We start from the raw sequence: 17,957 nt of genomic DNA, 5'->3' as shown, positions 1-17,957 counted from the left end.
GTGTCGTAAACTCGGGCGACTCTACGAAGGGAACACCAACAGTGAGCAGCCGCTCCGACTCCCGCTCCGAGACTTTCGAGCGCGACACGACCCACCAGCGTCCAGACGCCACCGCCGAACTCACCGAAGCGCTCAACTCCCGCGTGATGATCCTCGACGGCTCGATGGGTGTCTTCATTCAACGCCACAAACTGTCGGAGGACGAGTTCCGCGGCGAGCGATTCGCCGACTGGGAGCGTGACGTCAAGGGCAACAACGACCTGCTCTCGATCACCAAGCCCGAGTTGATCGCCGACATCCACCGCGCCTACCTCGACGCCGGCGCCGACATCATCGAGACGAACACCTTCTCGGCACAACGGATCTCGATGGCCGACTACGGCATGGAGGATCTCTCCTACGAGTTGAACTTCGCCTCTGCCGCGCTCGCCCGCGCGGAGTGCGACAAGGCCGCGACCGATGACAAACCGCGCTATGTCGCCGGTGCACTCGGCCCGACCAACCGGACGGCGTCCATCTCTCCTGAGGTCAATGACCCGGGTGCCCGCAACATCACCTACCAGGAACTCGTCGACGCTTACCTGGAACAGGCGCAGGGCCTGATCGACGGCGGCTCGGACCTGCTGCTGGTCGAGACGATCTTCGACACCCTCAACGCCAAGGCGGCGATCTTCGCCCTGGAAACCCTGTTCGAGCAGGAGGGACGCCGGTGGCCGGTGATCATCTCCGGCACGATCACGGACGCGTCCGGTCGCACGCTGTCCGGTCAGGTCACCGAGGCCTTCTGGAACAGCGTCCGCCACGCCAAGCCGCTCGCTGTCGGGTTCAACTGTGCGCTCGGGGCCGCCGACATGCGCCCGTACGTCGCGGAACTGTCGAAGGTCGCGGACGCGTTCGTCTCGGTTTACCCGAACGCCGGCCTGCCCAACGCCTTCGGTGAGTACGACGAGACTCCTCAGGAGATGGCGGACGTCGTCGGCGGCTTCGCCAAGGACGGACTGGTCAACATCCTCGGCGGCTGCTGCGGCACCACGCCCGAGCACATCAGCGAGATCGCCGACCGGGTCGAGGGCGTGTCCCCCCGCGAAGTACCGAGCATCGCCCCCGCACTGCGTCTGTCCGGTCTCGAACCGCTCAACGTGGTCGAGGACTCCCTGTTCGTCAACGTCGGCGAGCGCACCAACATCACCGGTTCGGCGCGTTTCCGCAAGTTGATCAAGGACGGCGACTACCCGACCGCACTGAACGTGGCGCGTCAGCAGGTCGAGGCCGGCGCACAGGTCATCGACATCAACATGGACGAAGGCATGATCGACGGCATCGAGGCGATGGATCGCTTCTGCAAGCTGATCGCCTCCGAGCCCGACATCAGCCGCGTCCCGGTGATGATCGACTCGTCCAAGTGGAGCGTCATCGAGGCCGGTCTGCGCTGCGTACAGGGCAAGCCCATCGTCAACTCGATCTCGATGAAGGAGGGCCTGGAACCGTTCATCGAACAGGCCCGCCTGTGCCGCAAGTACGGCGCCGCCGTGGTGGTCATGGCCTTCGACGAGGAGGGACAGGCCGACACCATCGAGCGTCGCAAGGAGATCTGTTCCAAGGCTTACGAGATCCTCACGCAGGAGATTGGTTTCCCGGCCGAGGACATCATCTTCGACCCGAACATCTTCGCGGTCGCGACGGGTATCGAGGAGCACTCCAACTACGGCGTCGACTTCATCGAGGCCACCCGTTGGATCAAGCAGAACTTGCCCGGAGCCCTGGTCTCCGGCGGTGTCTCGAACGTCTCGTTCAGCTTCCGCGGCAACAACCCGGTGCGCGAGGCGATCCACGCGGTGTTCCTGTACCACGCCATCGAAGCGGGCATGGACATGGGAATCGTCAACGCCGGCGCACTGGTCGTCTACGACCAGATCGATCCCGAACTCAAGGAGCGCATCGAGGACGTCGTGCTCAACCGACGTCCCGACTCCACGGAGCGGCTGCTGGAGATCGCGGCCGAGCACAACAAGGAAGCCGGCCCGGTCGACAACAGCGCGGCCCTCGAGTGGCGCAATCTTCCTGTACGCGAACGCATCACGCACGCGTTGGTGAAGGGCATGGACGAGTATGTCGTCGCCGACACCGAGGAGATGCGGGTCGAGCTCGCCGAGGCGGGGGAGCGGCCACTGGCCGTCATCGAGGGCCCGCTGATGGACGGCATGGGCGTCGTCGGAGACCTCTTCGGTGCCGGCAAGATGTTCCTGCCGCAGGTCGTGAAGTCGGCGCGCGTGATGAAAAAGGCTGTCGCACACCTGATTCCGTACATCGAGGCGGAGAAGAAGCCGGGCGACGCGGTGCGCGCCAAGGGCAAGATCGTCATGGCGACGGTCAAGGGCGATGTGCACGACATCGGCAAGAACATCGTCGGTGTGGTGCTGCAGTGCAACAACTACGACGTCGTCGACCTCGGCGTGATGGTGCCCACCGCCAAGATCCTGGAGACCGCGAAGGCGGAGAACGCCGACATCATCGGCCTGTCGGGTCTGATCACTCCCTCGCTGGACGAGATGGTCGGTGTCGCGCAGGAGATGGAGCGACAGGGGTTCGACATCCCGTTGTTGCTCGGCGGCGCGACCACGTCGAAGGCACACACCGCCGTCCGCGTGACCTCGAAGTACCACGGACCGGTCGTGTGGGTGAAGGACGCCTCGCGTTCGGTGCCGACGGCGTCTGCGCTGCTGTCCGACACTCGCAAGCAACCTTTCCTGGACGAGGTCGAGCGTGATTACGAGTCGATCCGGCAGCGCCACGCGGCGAAGAAGAACGACCGCCCGCTGATCTCCTACGAGCAGGCGATGGCCAAGCGTCCCCCGATCGACTGGTCGAACTACCAGCCGCAGCGTCCGCACATGTTGCTGCAGCAGGACGAGAACACCGGTAACGACCAGGTGCACGGGCAGATCCGCAGCTGGACCAAGGTGGTGCGCAACTACCCGATCGCCACGCTGCGCAAGTACATCGACTGGCAGCCGTTCTTCAATGCCTGGGAGATGAAGGGACGCTTCCCCGACATCCTCAACAACCCGGCGACGGGGGAGACCGCGCGCAAGCTGTACGACGAGGCGAACGCGATGCTCGACAAGATCGAGGCCGAGAACTGGCTCGAGGCGTCCGGCGTCGTCGGGTTCTTCCCGGCCAACTCCGTCGGCGACTCCATCGAGGTCTACACCGACGAGTCGCGCAGTGAGATCCGCACGATGCTGCACCACCTGCGCCAGCAGGGGCAGCACCGTGAAGGTGTCGCGAACAAGTCCCTGGCCGACTACATCGCCCCGAAGGACTCCGGCCTGCGCGACTACATCGGCGGTTTCGCGGTCACCGCAGGCCTGGGCGCAGGCGACAAGATCAAGGAGTTCAAGGACGCGATCGACGACTACAGCGCGATCCTGCTGGAATCGGTCGCCGACCGCCTGGCCGAGGCCTTCGCCGAGCGGATGCATGAGGTCGTGCGTCACGAACTGTGGGGTTACGCCGCCGACGAGACGCTCTCGAACGAGGACCTGATCGCCGAGAGGTACCGCGGCATCCGTCCTGCCCCCGGCTACCCCGCTTGCCCCGATCACACGGAGAAGGCGACCCTCTGGGAACTGCTCGACGTGAAGAACCAGACCGGCATCGAACTCACCGAGTCGATGGCCATGTGGCCGGGCGCGTCCGTCTCGGGCTGGTACTTCTCCCACCCAGATTCGCAGTACTTCGTGGTCGGACGCATCAACCGTGACCAGGTGGAGTCGTATGCGCAGCGCAAGGGCTGGACGCTGAAGCAGGCCGAGAAGTGGCTCTCGCCCAACCTCGGCTACGAACCGGAGGACTGATCGTGATGGCAGAGATGCCGGAAGCGATTCTGTGGGACATGGACGGCACGCTGGTCGACACCGAGCCGTACTGGATGAACGCCGAGCGTGAACTTGTCGCCTCGTTCGGTGGTGTGTGGACCGATGAGTTGGCGCACCAACTCGTCGGTAACCCGCTCGTGGTGTCGGCGCAGATGATCAGGGAGAACTCGCCGGTGGCACTACCCGACGAGGAGATCGTCGACACCCTCCTGAAGTCGGTGATCAGGCAGATGCAGGAGCACATCCCGTGGCGTCCCGGTGCCGCTGAGTTGCTGAAAGCGGCTGTGACACAAGGGATTCCCAATGCCTTGGTGACGATGTCCTACGAGTCCTTCGCGCGGGTGATGGTGGACGAACTGCCCACGGGCACGTTCGGTGCGGTCGTCACCGGGGACGTGGTCGAGCACGGCAAGCCGCATCCCCAGCCCTACCTCGTCGCCGCCGAGGCACTCGGGGTCGATCCCAGCCACTGTCTGGCGGTGGAGGATTCGCCGACCGGTGCGCGCTCGGCGGTCGCCGCCGGAGCCCGGACCATCGCGGTGCCGCACATCGTCGACGTGCCGGACGAGGTCGGTGCGGTGAAGGTCGCGACGCTGGCCGGGGAGACCATCGAGTCATTGTGGAGCCGCACGACTCAGTCCTGACCTACCTCCGGCTCACCGGCATACGCGGGATCCACTGCGCGTTCCGCTGCGAGTGCAGGCAGCGGTGGCGCGGTGCCGCCGAACTCCGGACACAGCGCCTGGTGACTGCACCAGGAGCACAGGCGTGAACGGGACGGACGCCAGTCGCCGGTGCTCGCCGACCGCGCGATGGCGTCCCAGAGCGCCTTGATCTTGCGTTCGGTCGCCAGCAGTTCGCGCTCGTCGGGGGAGTAGCGGACGATTTCCCCGTTGCCGAGGTAGACCAGTTGCAGCAGGCGGGGGATCTCGCCCCGGGTGCGCCACAGCACCAAGGCGTAGAACTTCATCTGGAACAGCGCCTTGGCTTCGAACAGTGCGGACGGCGAGCGGCCGGTCTTGTAGTCGACCACCCGCATCTCACCCGTCGGTGCCACGTCGAGGCGGTCGACGTAGCCGCGCAGGGTGAGCCCGTCGACCTCGGCTTCGACATAGAGCTCCCGCTCGGCCGGTTCGAGACGGGTCGGATCCTCGAGCGCGAACCACTTCTCGACCAGCGTGCGGGCCGGACGCAGCCAGTCGCCGAGCTCTCCGTCGACCAGGGACGCGAGTTCGGGCTCGCTCTCGACGAGCGCCTCCCACTGCGGTGCGAGCAGAGAGTGGGCATGCTCGAGCGTCCGATCGGCCGCCTCGACATCGAAGAGTCGTTCCAGCACGGCGTGGACGAGAGTGCCGCGAGCGGCCGCGGCGGACGGTGGCTCGGGCAGCCGGTCGATGACGCGGAAGCGGTACAGCAGCGGACATTGCATGTAGTCGGCCGCGCGGCTCGGCGAGATCGCTCGTTTCACACGTGTCACCGGATGATCGCCAATCCTTGAATCAGTCATCATGCCGTCCTGCATGGGTATGACCCTAGACAGCCCCACCGACACTCAGCCCCGGCTCCGACAGGCTGGGACCTACGAGGCGTCGTGTACGCAGTCGGGGTAGGTGACGTATGTGCGGCCGGTGCGGGAGGTCCAGGTGCAGACTCCGTCGTCGCTCATTTGGTAGTCCCAGTGCTTCTTGGTCTTTGCGTCGTGATGGTGTCGGCAGAGTGCGGCGAGGTTGTGCCCGGCGGTGGGTCCCTGCGGCCATTCGATGACGTGGTCGATGTCGCACCTGATGGCGGTCCTGGTGCACATCGGGAACCGGCAGGTCTGGTCGCGTCGTTGGACGAACTCCCTCATCCTTGATGTCGGCTCGTACGCCGTCGTCGAGGTCTCGCAGGTGACTCCGGTGTCGGCGTCGACCATTGCTCGGGTCAGGCGGCAACCGAACTGGTCGATCAACGCGTCGAGGACTTCGGGCCGGATGAACCCAATCCCTGCGATCCGTGCCCACCCCGTTGTGTAGCAGTGGTTCGATTCGGTTGTCGTTGAGCCGGATTCGGAGCCACCAGTGTCGGCGGCCTGCTTGGAGTCATCAGGACCTCGCGGGGATGAGGTGGATTGTCCGGGTGGGGGTGATCCGTCGTCCGGGGACGCCTCGGGCTCGTGTTTCGGGTCGTCGGTGGCACGTTTGGTGGCCGTCGCAGCCTGTTCCTCGCGTTCCTCGCGCACGACAGGGACCTGGATCACGACCTGGTAGGTCACGTCGGCGCCTTGTGTGACGAGGTCGTGCAACGCGCCGAGGCGCAGTTGTCCGAGCGTCGGCTTCGACTCACCGGTCTCGCTGCCCTCGCTTGCGGTCGGGTTCTTCGAGCGTTGATCAGCCAACTGGTCCACGGCTCCGTAGATGCGGGCGATCTGGTCGGCCGGTCCGATGGCACACAGCTCGGCCATCCCGGCAATGTCGGAGGGACGCACCCAGACACCGGTGGCTTCTTTGGCTTCCTTCTGGCGGGTCTTCTTCGCGGCTTCTTCCTCCCATTGGGTCACCAGTGCCCGTGCGGCGCTCTTCACCTTCAGGTAACCCCAGGTGTCGAAGCCTTTGGTGTCGAGCAGGTGCTGCTCGACCCGGTGGGAGGTTTTGGGTGAGGCGTTCACCAGCTCGGAGGCAACGAGGCTGACCTTCCAGTACGGGATCGAACCCTCGACCGCGGCCGCCAACAGACCGGGCGTTTTGGTGCACGCATCGATGGAGTTGCTCATCTTGCTCGACGCGGTGCGGGGTGCCATCTGACAGGCAGCCGCCAGGTCGGTGTCGGCAAACGACGCCTGGTGACCGAGCGCGTGCTCGACCTTCGCCGTGACCCCGGTGTCGGAATCGACCAACTCCTCGTCGATCGCGGCATACCGAGCCATGGCCATGGCTTGGACGGCTTGGGAGGTGGATGCCAACTGGGTGGAACCGGTCACTGCTTTCTCGAGCATGCGATGGTCATCGACGTCGACGGATCGGGTGGTGGCGATGGACTCGGTGTTGCGCACGGCGTCTGATTCGAGCCGGTGGAACGCTTCACGGGAGATCCGGTTCGCGAACGTCAGCATCTCCGCGGGTGACCCCAAAGCGTTCAGAAGCTGGTTCAACAAACGCTGCTTCTGATCTGAAAGCGATTGCAGCAGAACGAATTCCACCGGTGAGACCGGTTCGTAGAACTCGTAGCTAAGGGCCATACGAAGACTCTAGGCGGGACCACCGACAACCTCCGTCGGCGAATTCGTGCCGTGCCGCGATCGACCAAACAGGAGGTTTCCGAAAGCGAGGCCGCCGTCGTGTCGCGTCCCGGTGGTTTCGGCACCGATGCCCTCGTTCCTCGGGCGTCGGGCTCAACCAGCGATGTCGGTCAGGCTCAACCCAGCGACATCGGTCAGGCTCGACCGTCGCGCAACTGGATTCGGAGGCGCACAGAGCCGACGGTTAACCTTCGTCCATGACGCAGACCCCGCAGCCGGCCCCCGGTCTCAAGATCGGATCGCTGCGCGGAGTGCCGGTGTTCATCGGACGCAGTTGGGTGCTCATCGCGGTCGTCATCGTGTTCACCTTCGGTCCACAGGTGCAGCGGGCACTGCCCGAACTCGGGACCACTGCCTACGTCGTCGCCTTCGCGTACGTCGTCGGTCTGCTCATCTCCGTCCTTGTCCACGAGGCTGCGCACGCGCTGGCCGGACAATGGCGCGGGTTCGAGGTGCACCAGATCGTCGCCGACCTCTGGGGTGGCCATACCTCCTTCACCAAGGAAGGCCGCACCGCCGGCAGCAGCGCGATTGTCGCGGCAGTAGGCCCGCTGTCCAATGCGCTGCTCGCACTCATCGGATTCGGTGTACTGCAACTCGATCTGCCGGATGTCGCCCGCCTGCTGGTCGTTGCGTTCACCTGGGCGAACGGCCTGGTGGCGGCGTTCAATCTCCTGCCCGGCTTCCCCCTCGACGGCGGCCACCTGGTCGAAGCGGGTGTGTGGGCCGCCACCGGCAACCGAAACAAGGGGACGGTCGTCGCCGGCTGGTGCGGACGTCTGGTGACGCTGGCCGTCATCGCGGTCCTCATCGTCTGGCCCATGGTGCAGGGCCGTCCGTTGTCCCTCATCGGCACGATCTGGATCGCGCTCATCGCGTCCTTCATGTGGTTCGGGGCGTCCGCGGCGATCAACCGGGGCAACGTCAGCAGCCAGCTCGGGTCGGTCGCGCTGCGCGACATCCTGCGTCCGTTGTCGGCGGCCCCGTACGACATCGCGGTCGAGCACCTGCCGCCGTACGACACCGTCCTGATGGCGCCGAACGGTGAGCCCGAGGGCTTCGTTCCGGCCGGGAGCGCGATGATGGTGCCGCTCGACCAACGAGCGGCCACCCCGGCTTCCGCGCTGATGCTCAAACCGTCCGGACCCTGGGTGGTACGCCTGGAACACGACGAGGACGCCGAACACGACCTTTCCAAGCTGGTCGACAACGCCGCGAGGCACGGCGAAGTCGCCGAGCGCACCGTCGTGCTGGCACCGGACGGACGCCCGGTGGGCTGGATCGAGCGCGACGAACTCATCGCTGCGGTGCGCTCCGCCGTCCGCTGACCCGTTCGCCGGTTCGGAGCACCAGCCGGTGCGACCTAGACTTGCGCCTCATGACCGACGCCCCTGAAAGCAGCACCGACAGCGTCCCGGCGACCACGGACGGCCCGCTCGGTGCCAACCTGCGCCGCGGACCCTTCACCGAGGGCGAACGCGTCCAACTCACCGATCCGAAAGGTCGGATGCACACGATCACGCTCGGCACGGGCAAGCAGTTCCACACCCACCGTGGGTACCTCGCGCACGACGATCTGATCGGCCGCCCGGACGGCACCACAATCACCAACACCGCCGGCGTCGAGTACCTCGCGTTGCGGCCGCTGCTGCCTGACTTCGTGCTGTCGATGCCTCGCGGGGCCGCCGTCGTCTACCCCAAGGACGCCGGTCAGATCGTCACCATGGGTGACATCTTCCCGGGCGCGACGGTCGTCGAGGCCGGCGTCGGCTCGGGTGCGCTGTCGATGTCGTTGCTGCGCGCGGTCGGCGACCAGGGACGTCTGTACTCCTTCGAGCGGCGCGATGACTTCGCGCAGATCGCGAAGGGCAACGTCAACTCCTTCTTCGGTGCCCCGCATCCCGGGTGGTCGATCACCGTCGGCGATCTGGTCGACGCACTCCCGCAGACCGTCGAGAACGGCACCGTCGACCGCGTGGTGCTCGACATGCTCGCGCCGTGGGACTGCCTCGGCGTGGTCGGCGATGCCTTGGCGCCGGGTGGACTGCTCATCTGCTACGTCGCGACCGCGACGCAGTTGTCCCGCACGGCCGAGGCGATGCGCGACCACGGCGGTTTCACCGAGCCGCAAGCGTGGGAGTCGCTCGTTCGCGGCTGGCACCTCGAAGGTCTCGCGGTGCGTCCGGAGCACCGGATGCACGGCCACACCGGCTTCCTCATCTCCACCCGCCGCCTCGCTCCGGGGGTCACCCCGCCGGTGCGCAAGCGTCGCCCGAGCAAGGGTGCCGCGGACGGTTACGACGAAGCCGACGTCCAGGCCGTCATGCCGTCGGGCGAGTGGAGCCCGGAAGACGTGGGGGAGCGGCCGGTCTCGGACAAGAAGGTCCGCAAGCTGGCGCGTTCATTCAGTGAGCAGCAATCGGACCAGGAGCGTCCCGGCGGTTAGGGTCGAAGCCGGAGCCGTCTGTCGAAGGAGAGTGACGTGTCCGACCAACGCCCCACCGGTCAGAACCCGCAGTACGACGAGATGCAGAGTCTGCGCGCCGAGGTCGAGGCCCTGCGGACGCGCGTCACCAACCCGACCCAGCGGCTCGATCTCGAACAGACGATCCGCCAGCTGCAGTCGGCACAGGCGACTTTGTCGACACAGAACGAGCGGCTGGTGCGCACCCTGAAGGACGCGCGCGAACAGATCGTGTCGCTCAAGGGTGAGATCGACCGCCTCGCCCAACCGCCGGCCTCCTTCGGCGTGGTGCTCGAACGATCCGACGACACCGTCGACATCCTGACGTCCGGGCGCAAGATGCGCGTCTCGGTCAGCCCGACCATCGAGCAGACCGACCTGGTCCCGGGACGCGAGGTCGTACTCAACGAAGCCCTCAACGTGGTCAAGACGCTGGGCTATGAGAACGTCGGCGAACTCGTGCAGTGCAAGGAGTTCCTCGGCGAGGACCGGGTGCTCGTCGTGCTGCACGGCGATGAGGAGCGGGTCTGCCGGGTGGCGGCTGCGCTCAAGGACGAACGCATCCGGGTGGGCGACTCGCTGCTGCTGGACGCACGCACGAACTTCGTCTTCGAACGTATCCCCAAGGCCGAGGTGGCCGATTTGGTGTTGGAGGAAGTGCCCGACATCCAGTACGAGGACATCGGTGGGCTCACCGGCCAGATCGAGCAGATCCGGGACGCGGTCGAGTTGCCTTATCTGCACGCCGACCTGTTCCGTGAGCACGCGCTCCGTCCGCCCAAGGGCGTGCTGCTGTACGGCCCTCCCGGCTGTGGAAAGACGATGATCGCCAAGGCGGTCGCGGCATCGCTGGCGCGCAAGGTGGCCGAGAAGACCGGTCAGGACCAGACCAAGAGCTATTTCCTGAACATCAAGGGTCCGGAACTGCTCAACAAGTACGTCGGTGAGACCGAGCGGCACATCCGGCTGATCTTCCAGCGCGCCCGTGAGGCGTCCTCGGACGGCACGCCCGTGGTGGTGTTCTTCGACGAGATGGAGTCGTTGTTCCGTACCCGCGGTTCGGGCGTGAGCTCCGACGTCGAGACAACCGTCGTGCCGCAGCTGCTCGCGGAGATCGACGGCGTGGAGAAACTCGAGAACGTCATCGTCATCGGTGCCTCCAACCGTGAGGACATGATCGACCCGGCCATCCTGCGTCCCGGACGTCTGGACGTGAAGATCAAGATCGAACGGCCGGACGCCCAGAGCGCCCACGAGATCTTCAGCAAGTACCTCACCGCGACGCTGCCGCTGCACCCCGACGACGTGGCCGAGCACGGTGGTGACAAGCAGGCCGCGGTCGACGCGATGATCCAGGCGACCGTTGAGCGGATGTACGCCGAGGTCGATGAGAACCGCTTCCTTGAGGTCACCTACGCCAGCGGCGACAAGGAGGTCCTGTACTTCAAGGACTTCAACTCCGGCGCGATGGTGCAGAACATCGTCGACCGGGCCAAGAAGATGGCGATCAAGGATCAGCTCACGACCGGCGTCAAGGGCATCCGGGTCGAGCACCTGTTGCAGAGCTGCGTCGTGGAGTTCAAGGAGAACGAAGACCTGCCCAACACCACCAACCCGGACGACTGGGCGCGCATCTCGGGCAAGAAGGGGGAACGGATCACCTACATCCGCACTCTGATCGACGGCAAGACCGGCGGCGGATCCGCCAAGGCGATCGATTCGGTCGCCACCACCGGCCAGTACCTCTGAGGACGCCGGCAGTCGAACAAGTACAGAAGATCGCGTGAATCACGGCGACCAGCACCCACAGCAACAAGCCTTCATCGACGGAAAACCGTTGTCCGCCAATGGCAACGGAGTTGTGCACCCGGGGGCTCAGGCGCTGCGGATCATGGCGTTCTCGCTCTGTGCCGCGATCGTCGCCTTCGGGATCGTCGTCGCCGTCGTGACGGGGCAGAACGACTTCCAGTTGGTTGCGACGCTGCTCGGTGTGGTGGTCGCGGTGCTGACCGCAGTCGCGATACAGATCGCCGGTTATCCGGAGAAGCCGTTCCCGGTCGGCGCCCGCCCGGATGCGAACACCGTGCTCAACGCGTACCGCCCCGGGATGATGCTGCGATTCGCTTTGGCGGAGGCGCCGGCGATCCTCGCGCTTGCGCTGACCATCGCGTTGCAGGGCAACATCCTCAGCTACATCCCTGCCGCCCTGATCAGCCTGGTGCTGATGTTCATGCACGTGCTGCCGACGCCCGCCGTACTGCGCCGGGTCGAGGCGCGATTCGACGCCGACGGCGCACGTTCGGGTCTGTCTGCTCTGTTTGGCCACTGAGGCGCGAAGTTCGTAATCAGTCGGCCTCCGGGACGTCTCTGTGAAAAGATAGTTCGGCAAAGAACTCACGTGCCTGCCTCGGCTGGTACACCGACGCGAGAGTGGTGCCCTCCTTGATCGAACAGACGAACTCACGGGTGGATCGGATGACCGACCCGCAGCGAGACGTCTTCGACGCGGTCATGGGCCTGGACGCCGCCCGGATGCGCGGGCACATCGTCGATTTCCAGAGTGCGCGCGGCAATGACGCGGTGGTCGCGGAATTGCTCGTGCCTGTCCTGGGGATCATTGGGGAGATGTGGGAGAACGGCACGCTCAGCGTCGCCCACGAGCACCACGGATCACAGATCATCCGCAATGTCATCGGGGAGTTCCGGCGCAAGGGCAGTGGCCCCGTCCACGGCAAGATCGTGCTCGCCTGTCCGCCCGGGGAACTGCATGACCTTCCGGCGCACCTGTTCGGGCTCATGCTGCGCGACCGCGGTTGGCAGCCCGTCGTCCTGGGTGCGGACACGCCGTGGACCGCGATCCTGGCCGCCGTGCGAGCGGTCTGCGCGGACGCCTGCATCCTCACCGGCACTCGCCCCGGCCCGTTGCTGCTGCACAGCGACCGCCTGCGCGAACTGAGCACCGTCACCAAGGTCTTCATCGGCGGCGGAGCGGTGAACGGACCGGCCGTGCGCGGAGTGACCCCGTTGCCGCTCGACTGGCCCGCCGCTGCGGACGTCGTTGCCGGAGCGTTGAAGACGCGTCAAGACCGGAGCGTCAGCCCCGCCTGAGCACCAGCGTCCGGATGAGGCGCCAGCCGATCAATCCGGCGCCGACGAACAGGGTCGCGACGACGACGAAAGCAAGCGCCGTACCGTCGCCCATGATCCGCCGCACCAGCATGCCGATCGCGATCGCGCAGACCCAGATCGCAACCCCGGCCGGGACATGCACCGGCACGCGGCGGTCCCAGTTGTAGTACGCGACCACCCAGCCGGCGACCATGCCGAGCAGGAACGGCCACGCCGTATCCAGCACTCCCACAAGAGGATTTGCCTCACCGTGAGTCCGGCGTCCGATGGCCGCGAAGACCGTCACGACGAAGACGTCGAGTGCGAGCAGGTACCAGCGCGCCGTCCTGTGGCGGGCCACCTCGGCGCTCATCGCACCCACCAGTCGTTCAGCTGGTCGGCAATCTCCATCCGTGCCTGGTGGCCGCAGCTGGTCGCGCCGGGCATGTTGAGGAAGCCATGCGGGACGCCGTAGTACCGGGTGAGGCGCACCCGGACCCCGGCGCGTTCGAGCATCCGGGCGAAATCGATCCCTTCCTGGGCCAGCGGGTCACGGTCCGCCGTCTGCACCAGAGCAGACGCCAGACCGCGCAGGTCGGCACGCGCCGGCGACAAGGTGGGGTCGGTGTCCCGCAGACCGGTGCCCTCGAGGTACAGCTCCTTGTAGCGGTCCATGTCGCCTCCGGTCAGTGCGGGCGCTCGGCGCATCTCGTGCACGATCGACAGGTCGGTCGCCGGGTAGATCAGCACTTGTCCCAGCAGTTCGCGGTTGTGGTCGCGGGCGTGGATCGCGACGAGCGCCGAGAGGTTACCGCCGGCGCTGTCACCGCCGACGACGACGCGCGGCTCATCCGTGCCGCACTCGGCCGGACCGTGCGACAACCAGTCGAAGACGTCCAGCGAATCGTGCAGTCCCGCAGGCGCTTTGTGCTCCGGAGCCTTGCGGTAGTCCGGTGCGAGCACGGTGCAGTCGGCCCGGTCGGCGAGCATTGACAGCATCGAGTCGTAGTCCCGCGGACGCCCGCGTACCCACCCACCGCCGTGGATGTACAGCAGCACGCGGTCGGTGTGGCGGCGGGTGCGGTAGCGGCGCACGGTGATGTCGTGCCCGTCGCGTCCGGCCATGCTGAATTCGTCGATCGACACGCCCTTGGTCACCGAGCCGATGATGAGCGAGGCAGGGAACTTCGGCGCGGGGGAGAGGGCTCGGGACGCTGCGATCTGTTCCAGGCTCATCTCCGACAAGGTGGTGCGCTGCAGGCGCGCCAAGCCGAAGCACAGGGCACGGGTACGCAACGGCATGCCGGCGGTGTCGGACCAGGTCGTTCGGGACATGGCAGCAGTATCGCTGCCGGGCACGGACACCACGGGGTGCGACACAGCCTCGGCTCATAGGCTGGGCCCATGAGCGTGCGCCGGGTGATGGGTATCGAGACCGAGTACGGCATTTCGCAGCCGGGGGACCCGTCCGCGAATCCGATGCTGATGTCCGGGCGGGTCGTCACCGCGTACGCCCGATCGGTGGGACTTCGCTCGGGACAGACGGGCTGGGACTACGCCGACGAGGCGCCGTTGCAGGACGCCCGCGGGTTCGCGATGGACCGCGAGTTCGCCGATCCGAGTCAGCTCACCGACGAGGAAGATCCGACGATGGCGAACGTCGTGCTGACCAACGGTGCACGCTTGTACGTCGACCACGCCCACCCGGAATACAGCTCGCCGGAGGTCACCGGGCCACGGGACGCGGTCATCTGGGACCGCGCCGGTGAACTCGTGATGCGCGAGGCGGCCAGGCTGCTGAACCAGCCTGGCATGCCGCCGCTCAACCTCTACAAGAACAACACCGACGGCAAGGGCGCGTCCTACGGAACGCACGAGAACTACCTGATGCGGCGCCTGACGCCGTTCGCCGACATCGTCAGTGGCCTCATCCCGTTCTTCGTCTCACGTCAGGTCGTCTGCGGTTCGGGCAAGGTCGGAATCGGCACCGAATCACAGCGTGCCGGATTCCAGTTGTCGCAGCGGGCCGACTTCTTCGAGACCGAGGTCGGCCTGGAGACGACGCTGAAGCGTCCGATCATCAACACCCGTGACGAGCCGCACGCGGTCACCGAGAAGTACCGCCGGTTGCATGTCATCATCGGCGACGCCAACCACTGCGATGTCGCGAACTTTCTCAAGCTCGGCACGACCAGCCTGGTGCTCGGGGTGATCGAAGCCGGGGCGGTGACGCAGAATCTCGCCCTGCAGGAGCCGGTCGCCGCGCTGCGGGCGATCTCGCACGACCCGACGCTGCGCACCTCGGTGCGGTTGGAGGACGGCCGCGAACTCACCGCACTGGAGATCCAGTACGCCTACCTGCAGATGGTGCGTGACTGGTTGGGCAGCGACGACCTCGACAGCGAGACCGTGGAGGTGCTCGACCGGTGGCAGCAGGTGCTCGACAAGCTCGCCGACGACCCGATGTCGGCGGCCCGCGAGGTTGATTGGGTTGCGAAACTTCAGCTGCTGCAGGGGTATCGGAACCGCGGGCTGGAATGGAGTGACCCGAAGATGCGGGCGATCGACATTCAGTGGAGTGATGTACGGGCCGAGAAGGGGATCTTCCACAAGCTCGCCGCGAGCGGCCGGTTCGACGAACTCATCTCGGCGGCGGACGTCGAGGCGGCGGTGAGCAACCCGCCGACCGACACCCGTGCCTACTTCCGCGGACGCGCCGTCCGTCAGTTCGGCGAGAACATCGCCGCAGCCTCGTGGGACTCGGTCATCTTCGACGTCCCTGAGCGATGCACGATGCAGCGGGTGCCGATGCTCGAACCCCTGCGCGGCACCCAGCAACATGTCGGCGCACTGTTCGACCGGGCCGGCAGCGCGGACGAACTGCTGCGGACGCTGCTCACCGACTGACGGAGCGCTTCAACTCGCGGGCGACAGATTGCACGAGTTACCCGGCCCCTTGATCAGGCTGCTGGTGCGCTCGTAGGACACCTTGTTGGAGTCCGCGGTGACCAGGCGAACGAAGTAGCCGGCCGTACGGGCGACCCGGGTGGGTTGGAAGACGGCCTTGGGCTGTGTCCACCTGCCGTCGTCACCGCGCTCGAAACTGACCTTGACCATGACGCCGTCCTGGGTGGCGTCCGGGAAGCCCCAGTTCACGCCCTGGTCGGAGATCTGGTTGCCGAGGCCGAAATAGACCATCTTCCCGTTGACCCGCTCGCACTTCTGGACGACGTGGGCGTGGTTTCCGATGATCGTGTCCACCGAACCCGACTGCATGAGCTCGTTCGCGGTCTCGACCATGGCCGGTGTGGGGGCGTGATCGTTCGCGTTGCCCCAGTGCATCGAGACGAGCACGATCTGAGCACCGGACTTGCGTGCGGCGACGGCGTCGGCGATGATCCCGCTCGCCTTCTTGCGTTTCCACATCGCCTCCTTCATCCAGATCGCCTCGTCCGGAACCCACAGGTCGCTGCCGCCGGCGAAGTTGTCGAGGGTGTAGCTGTAGGCGAGGTGGGCGACCTTGACGCCCTTGACGTCGTACATGGCCGGTTGACCCGGTGTGTTCGCGTCCGGCCCGGGTCCGGCGGCCTTCAGACCGTGGTCCGCCATCACCGTTCGTGTATCGGCGAGACCCTTCACGCCGGCATCGAAGGTGTGGTTGTTCGCGGTGCTGCAGCCGTCGTAGCCCATCCACGCCATCGCTTCGGCGAACTCGCGAGGACCGTTGTGCCGCAACCCCTTCGTGAGGTTGGTGTTGTCAGGGGACAGCGCGGCCTCCATGTTGCAGATGGCGAGGTCGGCGGACTCGGTGAACGGCTTGGCATCGGCCATCAGAGCCTTGAAGTCGTAACCGCCGTCCTTGCTCTGCGCCTTGGCGGCCTTGATGGGATCTTCCTGGGGGATGTCGTCGCCGCTGAAGGCGATCGTGAGGCGGTCGGCCCCTGTCTGCGCGGTCTCGCCATCACTCCCGGGGCTTCCTGAACTACCGGAACGTGCGCTGGAGCCTTCACTTCGGCTCCCACCGTCTCCTGAGGTTCCGGAATCGGAACCACCCAGGGCGCAACCGCCCAGAATCACGGACGCGGCGAATGCCGCGGCGACCGTCACACGCGCCCTCTTCATACCCCTTGTACGCATGTGCGACACAGTAACCGCGGACTACCGGGCCGCCTCGCCGCCACGCGGTTAGGGTGGACGTAGTTCAGTACGCGCGAGGAAAGACGGTGTCATGGCACAGGAACGCATCAACCCCCAGCGCCGCGACGGCGACCCGGCGCAGGAGACGCCGCCACCCGCACCCGCTGCACCGCAGGTTCAGACCGGCGACATCGACAGTGTCCTCGACGAGATCGACGGCGTGCTCGAGGCGAACTCCGAAGAGTTCGTGCGCGGGTTCGTCCAGAAGGGCGGCCAGTGACCGCGGACCCGAGCGGACGACTGCCGGCCGCGTACTTCGCCCCGGGATCCTCGTCGTTTACCGAGTTCCTGCAGGCCTACGCCCCGACGCTGATGCCCGACTCGACCCATGCGCCCTCGAGTGTGCAGGTGGACGCTCCGCACGGCACGACGATCGTCTCGCTCACCTACAACGGTGGCGTGCTGGTCGCCGGTGACCGGCGCGCCACGATGGGCAACCTCATCGCCAGCCACACCATGAAGAAGGTCTTCCTCACCGACGACTACTCGTCGGTGGGCATCGCCGGCACCGCCGGTGTCGCGATCGAGATGGTGCGCCTGTTCCAGGTGGAACTCGAACACTACGAGAAGATCGAGGGAGACCGACTTTCGTTGCAGGGCAAGGCGAATCGGCTCGCCTCGATGATTCGCGGCAACCTCGGAATGGCGATCCAGGGGCTGGCGGTCGTACCGCTGTTCGCCGGGTTCGATCTCGACACCGGCAAGGGCCGCATGTTCAGTTACGACGTCACCGGCGGTTGCTACGAGGAGCACCAGTACCACTCGGTCGGCTCGGGGTCCTTGTTCGCCCGCGGCGCTCTGAAGAAGCTCTGGCGCTCGGGGATGAGTCAGGATGACGCCGTGCGGGTGATCGTCGAGGCGCTGTACGACGCCGCCGACGACGACTCCGCAACCGGTGGTCCCGACCCCGGCCGGCGCATCTGGCCCAATGTCGCGATCCTCGACGCCGAAGGCTCGCGGTTCGTCACCGATGTCGAGATCGAGGCGGTCGTGGAGACCGTCGTCCGTGCCCGCAGGGAAGGGGACGCGTAGC

At 66.1% G+C, this 17,957-nt stretch carries 15 protein-coding genes; 10 read left to right on the top strand and 5 right to left on the bottom strand.

What is annotated here, in order from left to right; all coding sequences use genetic code 11:
* Positions 1-146 precede the first annotated feature (146 nt).
* Both metH and EU513_RS13630 read left to right on the top strand, forming a co-directional pair.
* A complete protein-coding gene (gene metH, locus EU513_RS13635; RefSeq protein ID WP_240796066.1) occupies positions 147-3,857 on the top strand; it encodes a methionine synthase in 3,711 nt (1,236 codons plus the stop codon).
* A 5-nt stretch (positions 3,858-3,862) separates the two neighbouring features.
* Positions 3,863-4,522: an HAD family phosphatase gene (locus EU513_RS13630; protein WP_129626847.1), complete on the top strand. Its 660-nt coding sequence runs from the start codon at positions 3,863-3,865 to the stop codon at positions 4,520-4,522.
* On the opposite strand, the gene EU513_RS13625 is transcribed toward EU513_RS13630, so the two are convergent.
* A complete protein-coding gene (locus tag EU513_RS13625) occupies positions 4,513-5,346 on the bottom strand; it encodes a PD-(D/E)XK nuclease family protein (RefSeq protein WP_239702866.1) in 834 nt (277 codons plus the stop codon). The genes EU513_RS13630 and EU513_RS13625 overlap by 10 nt on opposite strands.
* 111 nt (positions 5,347-5,457) lie before the next feature.
* Positions 5,458-7,095: an HNH endonuclease signature motif containing protein gene (locus EU513_RS13620; RefSeq protein WP_129626846.1), complete on the bottom strand. Its 1,638-nt coding sequence runs from the start codon at positions 7,093-7,095 to the stop codon at positions 5,458-5,460.
* A 257-nt stretch (positions 7,096-7,352) separates the two neighbouring features.
* Between EU513_RS13620 and EU513_RS13615 the strand changes: the two genes are divergently transcribed.
* From EU513_RS13615 to EU513_RS13595, 5 genes are all read left to right on the top strand, one after another.
* Positions 7,353-8,483 (top strand): site-2 protease family protein, encoded by a 1,131-nt coding sequence (locus EU513_RS13615; RefSeq protein ID WP_129626844.1) that lies wholly within the window; start codon positions 7,353-7,355, stop codon positions 8,481-8,483.
* 50 nt (positions 8,484-8,533) lie between these two features.
* Positions 8,534-9,601, top strand: coding sequence for a tRNA (adenine-N1)-methyltransferase (locus EU513_RS13610; protein ID WP_129626842.1), 1,068 nt, complete (start codon positions 8,534-8,536; stop codon positions 9,599-9,601).
* A gap of 81 nt (positions 9,602-9,682) precedes the next feature.
* Positions 9,683-11,368, top strand: a complete 1,686-nt coding sequence (arc, locus tag EU513_RS13605) for a proteasome ATPase (protein ID WP_129626884.1) — start codon at positions 9,683-9,685, stop codon at positions 11,366-11,368.
* 34 nt (positions 11,369-11,402) lie between these two features.
* Positions 11,403-11,948: a hypothetical protein gene (locus EU513_RS13600; RefSeq protein WP_129626840.1), complete on the top strand. Its 546-nt coding sequence runs from the start codon at positions 11,403-11,405 to the stop codon at positions 11,946-11,948.
* A gap of 146 nt (positions 11,949-12,094) precedes the next feature.
* Positions 12,095-12,727 carry a B12-binding domain-containing protein gene (locus EU513_RS13595; RefSeq protein WP_129626839.1) on the top strand — a complete coding sequence of 211 codons (633 nt, stop codon included), beginning with the start codon at positions 12,095-12,097 and terminating at the stop codon, positions 12,725-12,727.
* Here the strand turns inward: EU513_RS13595 and EU513_RS13590 are convergent.
* Positions 12,714-13,100: a DUF3054 domain-containing protein gene (locus EU513_RS13590; RefSeq protein ID WP_129626836.1), complete on the bottom strand. Its 387-nt coding sequence runs from the start codon at positions 13,098-13,100 to the stop codon at positions 12,714-12,716. The two genes, EU513_RS13595 and EU513_RS13590, sit on opposite strands and share 14 nt — an antisense overlap.
* Positions 13,097-14,062, bottom strand: a complete 966-nt coding sequence (locus EU513_RS13585; protein WP_129626834.1) for an alpha/beta hydrolase — start codon at positions 14,060-14,062, stop codon at positions 13,097-13,099. The genes EU513_RS13590 and EU513_RS13585 overlap by 4 nt, the downstream gene beginning before the upstream one ends.
* A gap of 69 nt (positions 14,063-14,131) precedes the next feature.
* On the opposite strand from EU513_RS13585, the gene dop reads away from it, so the two are divergent.
* Positions 14,132-15,634 carry a depupylase/deamidase Dop gene (dop, locus tag EU513_RS13580; protein ID WP_129626832.1) on the top strand — a complete coding sequence of 501 codons (1,503 nt, stop codon included), beginning with the start codon at positions 14,132-14,134 and terminating at the stop codon, positions 15,632-15,634.
* A 9-nt stretch (positions 15,635-15,643) separates the two neighbouring features.
* On the opposite strand, the gene EU513_RS13575 is transcribed toward dop, so the two are convergent.
* Entirely contained in the window at positions 15,644-16,864 is a 1,221-nt protein-coding gene (locus tag EU513_RS13575; RefSeq protein ID WP_129626830.1) for a CapA family protein, read from the bottom strand.
* Positions 16,865-16,955: 91 nt separating this feature from the next.
* Here EU513_RS13575 and EU513_RS13570 point away from each other — a divergent pair, with 91 nt between their 5' ends.
* Positions 16,956-17,144, top strand: a complete 189-nt coding sequence (locus EU513_RS13570) for a ubiquitin-like protein Pup (protein WP_129626828.1) — start codon at positions 16,956-16,958, stop codon at positions 17,142-17,144.
* Positions 17,141-17,956: a proteasome subunit beta gene (gene prcB, locus EU513_RS13565; RefSeq protein ID WP_129626826.1), complete on the top strand. Its 816-nt coding sequence runs from the start codon at positions 17,141-17,143 to the stop codon at positions 17,954-17,956. The genes EU513_RS13570 and prcB overlap by 4 nt, the downstream gene beginning before the upstream one ends.
* Position 17,957 lies beyond the last annotated feature (1 nt).

Source organism: Yimella sp. RIT 621 (assembly GCF_004146205.1).
GTDB classification, from domain to species: domain Bacteria; phylum Actinomycetota; class Actinomycetes; order Actinomycetales; family Dermatophilaceae; genus Yimella; species Yimella lutea.
This window is presented reverse-complemented; position numbering and strand designations above follow the sequence as displayed.

Excerpts from the sequence above, each read along its gene's own strand:
- EU513_RS13595 (WP_129626839.1), top strand. The coding sequence starts at position 12,095 with ATGACCGACCCGCAGCGAGACGTCTTCGACGCGGTCATGGGCCTGGAC.
- EU513_RS13610 (WP_129626842.1), top strand. The coding sequence starts at position 8,534 with ATGACCGACGCCCCTGAAAGCAGCACCGACAGCGTCCCGGCGACCACG.
- EU513_RS13575 (WP_129626830.1), bottom strand. The coding sequence starts at position 16,864 with ATGCGTACAAGGGGTATGAAGAGGGCGCGTGTGACGGTCGCCGCGGCA.
- EU513_RS13620 (WP_129626846.1), bottom strand. The coding sequence starts at position 7,095 with ATGGCCCTTAGCTACGAGTTCTACGAACCGGTCTCACCGGTGGAATTC.
- EU513_RS13570 (WP_129626828.1), top strand. The coding sequence starts at position 16,956 with ATGGCACAGGAACGCATCAACCCCCAGCGCCGCGACGGCGACCCGGCG.
- EU513_RS13585 (WP_129626834.1), bottom strand. The coding sequence starts at position 14,062 with ATGTCCCGAACGACCTGGTCCGACACCGCCGGCATGCCGTTGCGTACC.
- arc (WP_129626884.1), top strand. The coding sequence starts at position 9,683 with ATGCAGAGTCTGCGCGCCGAGGTCGAGGCCCTGCGGACGCGCGTCACC.
- EU513_RS13615 (WP_129626844.1), top strand. The coding sequence starts at position 7,353 with ATGACGCAGACCCCGCAGCCGGCCCCCGGTCTCAAGATCGGATCGCTG.
- metH (WP_240796066.1), top strand. The coding sequence starts at position 147 with ATGATCCTCGACGGCTCGATGGGTGTCTTCATTCAACGCCACAAACTG.
- dop (WP_129626832.1), top strand. The coding sequence starts at position 14,132 with ATGAGCGTGCGCCGGGTGATGGGTATCGAGACCGAGTACGGCATTTCG.
- EU513_RS13630 (WP_129626847.1), top strand. The coding sequence starts at position 3,863 with ATGGCAGAGATGCCGGAAGCGATTCTGTGGGACATGGACGGCACGCTG.
- EU513_RS13590 (WP_129626836.1), bottom strand. The coding sequence starts at position 13,100 with ATGAGCGCCGAGGTGGCCCGCCACAGGACGGCGCGCTGGTACCTGCTC.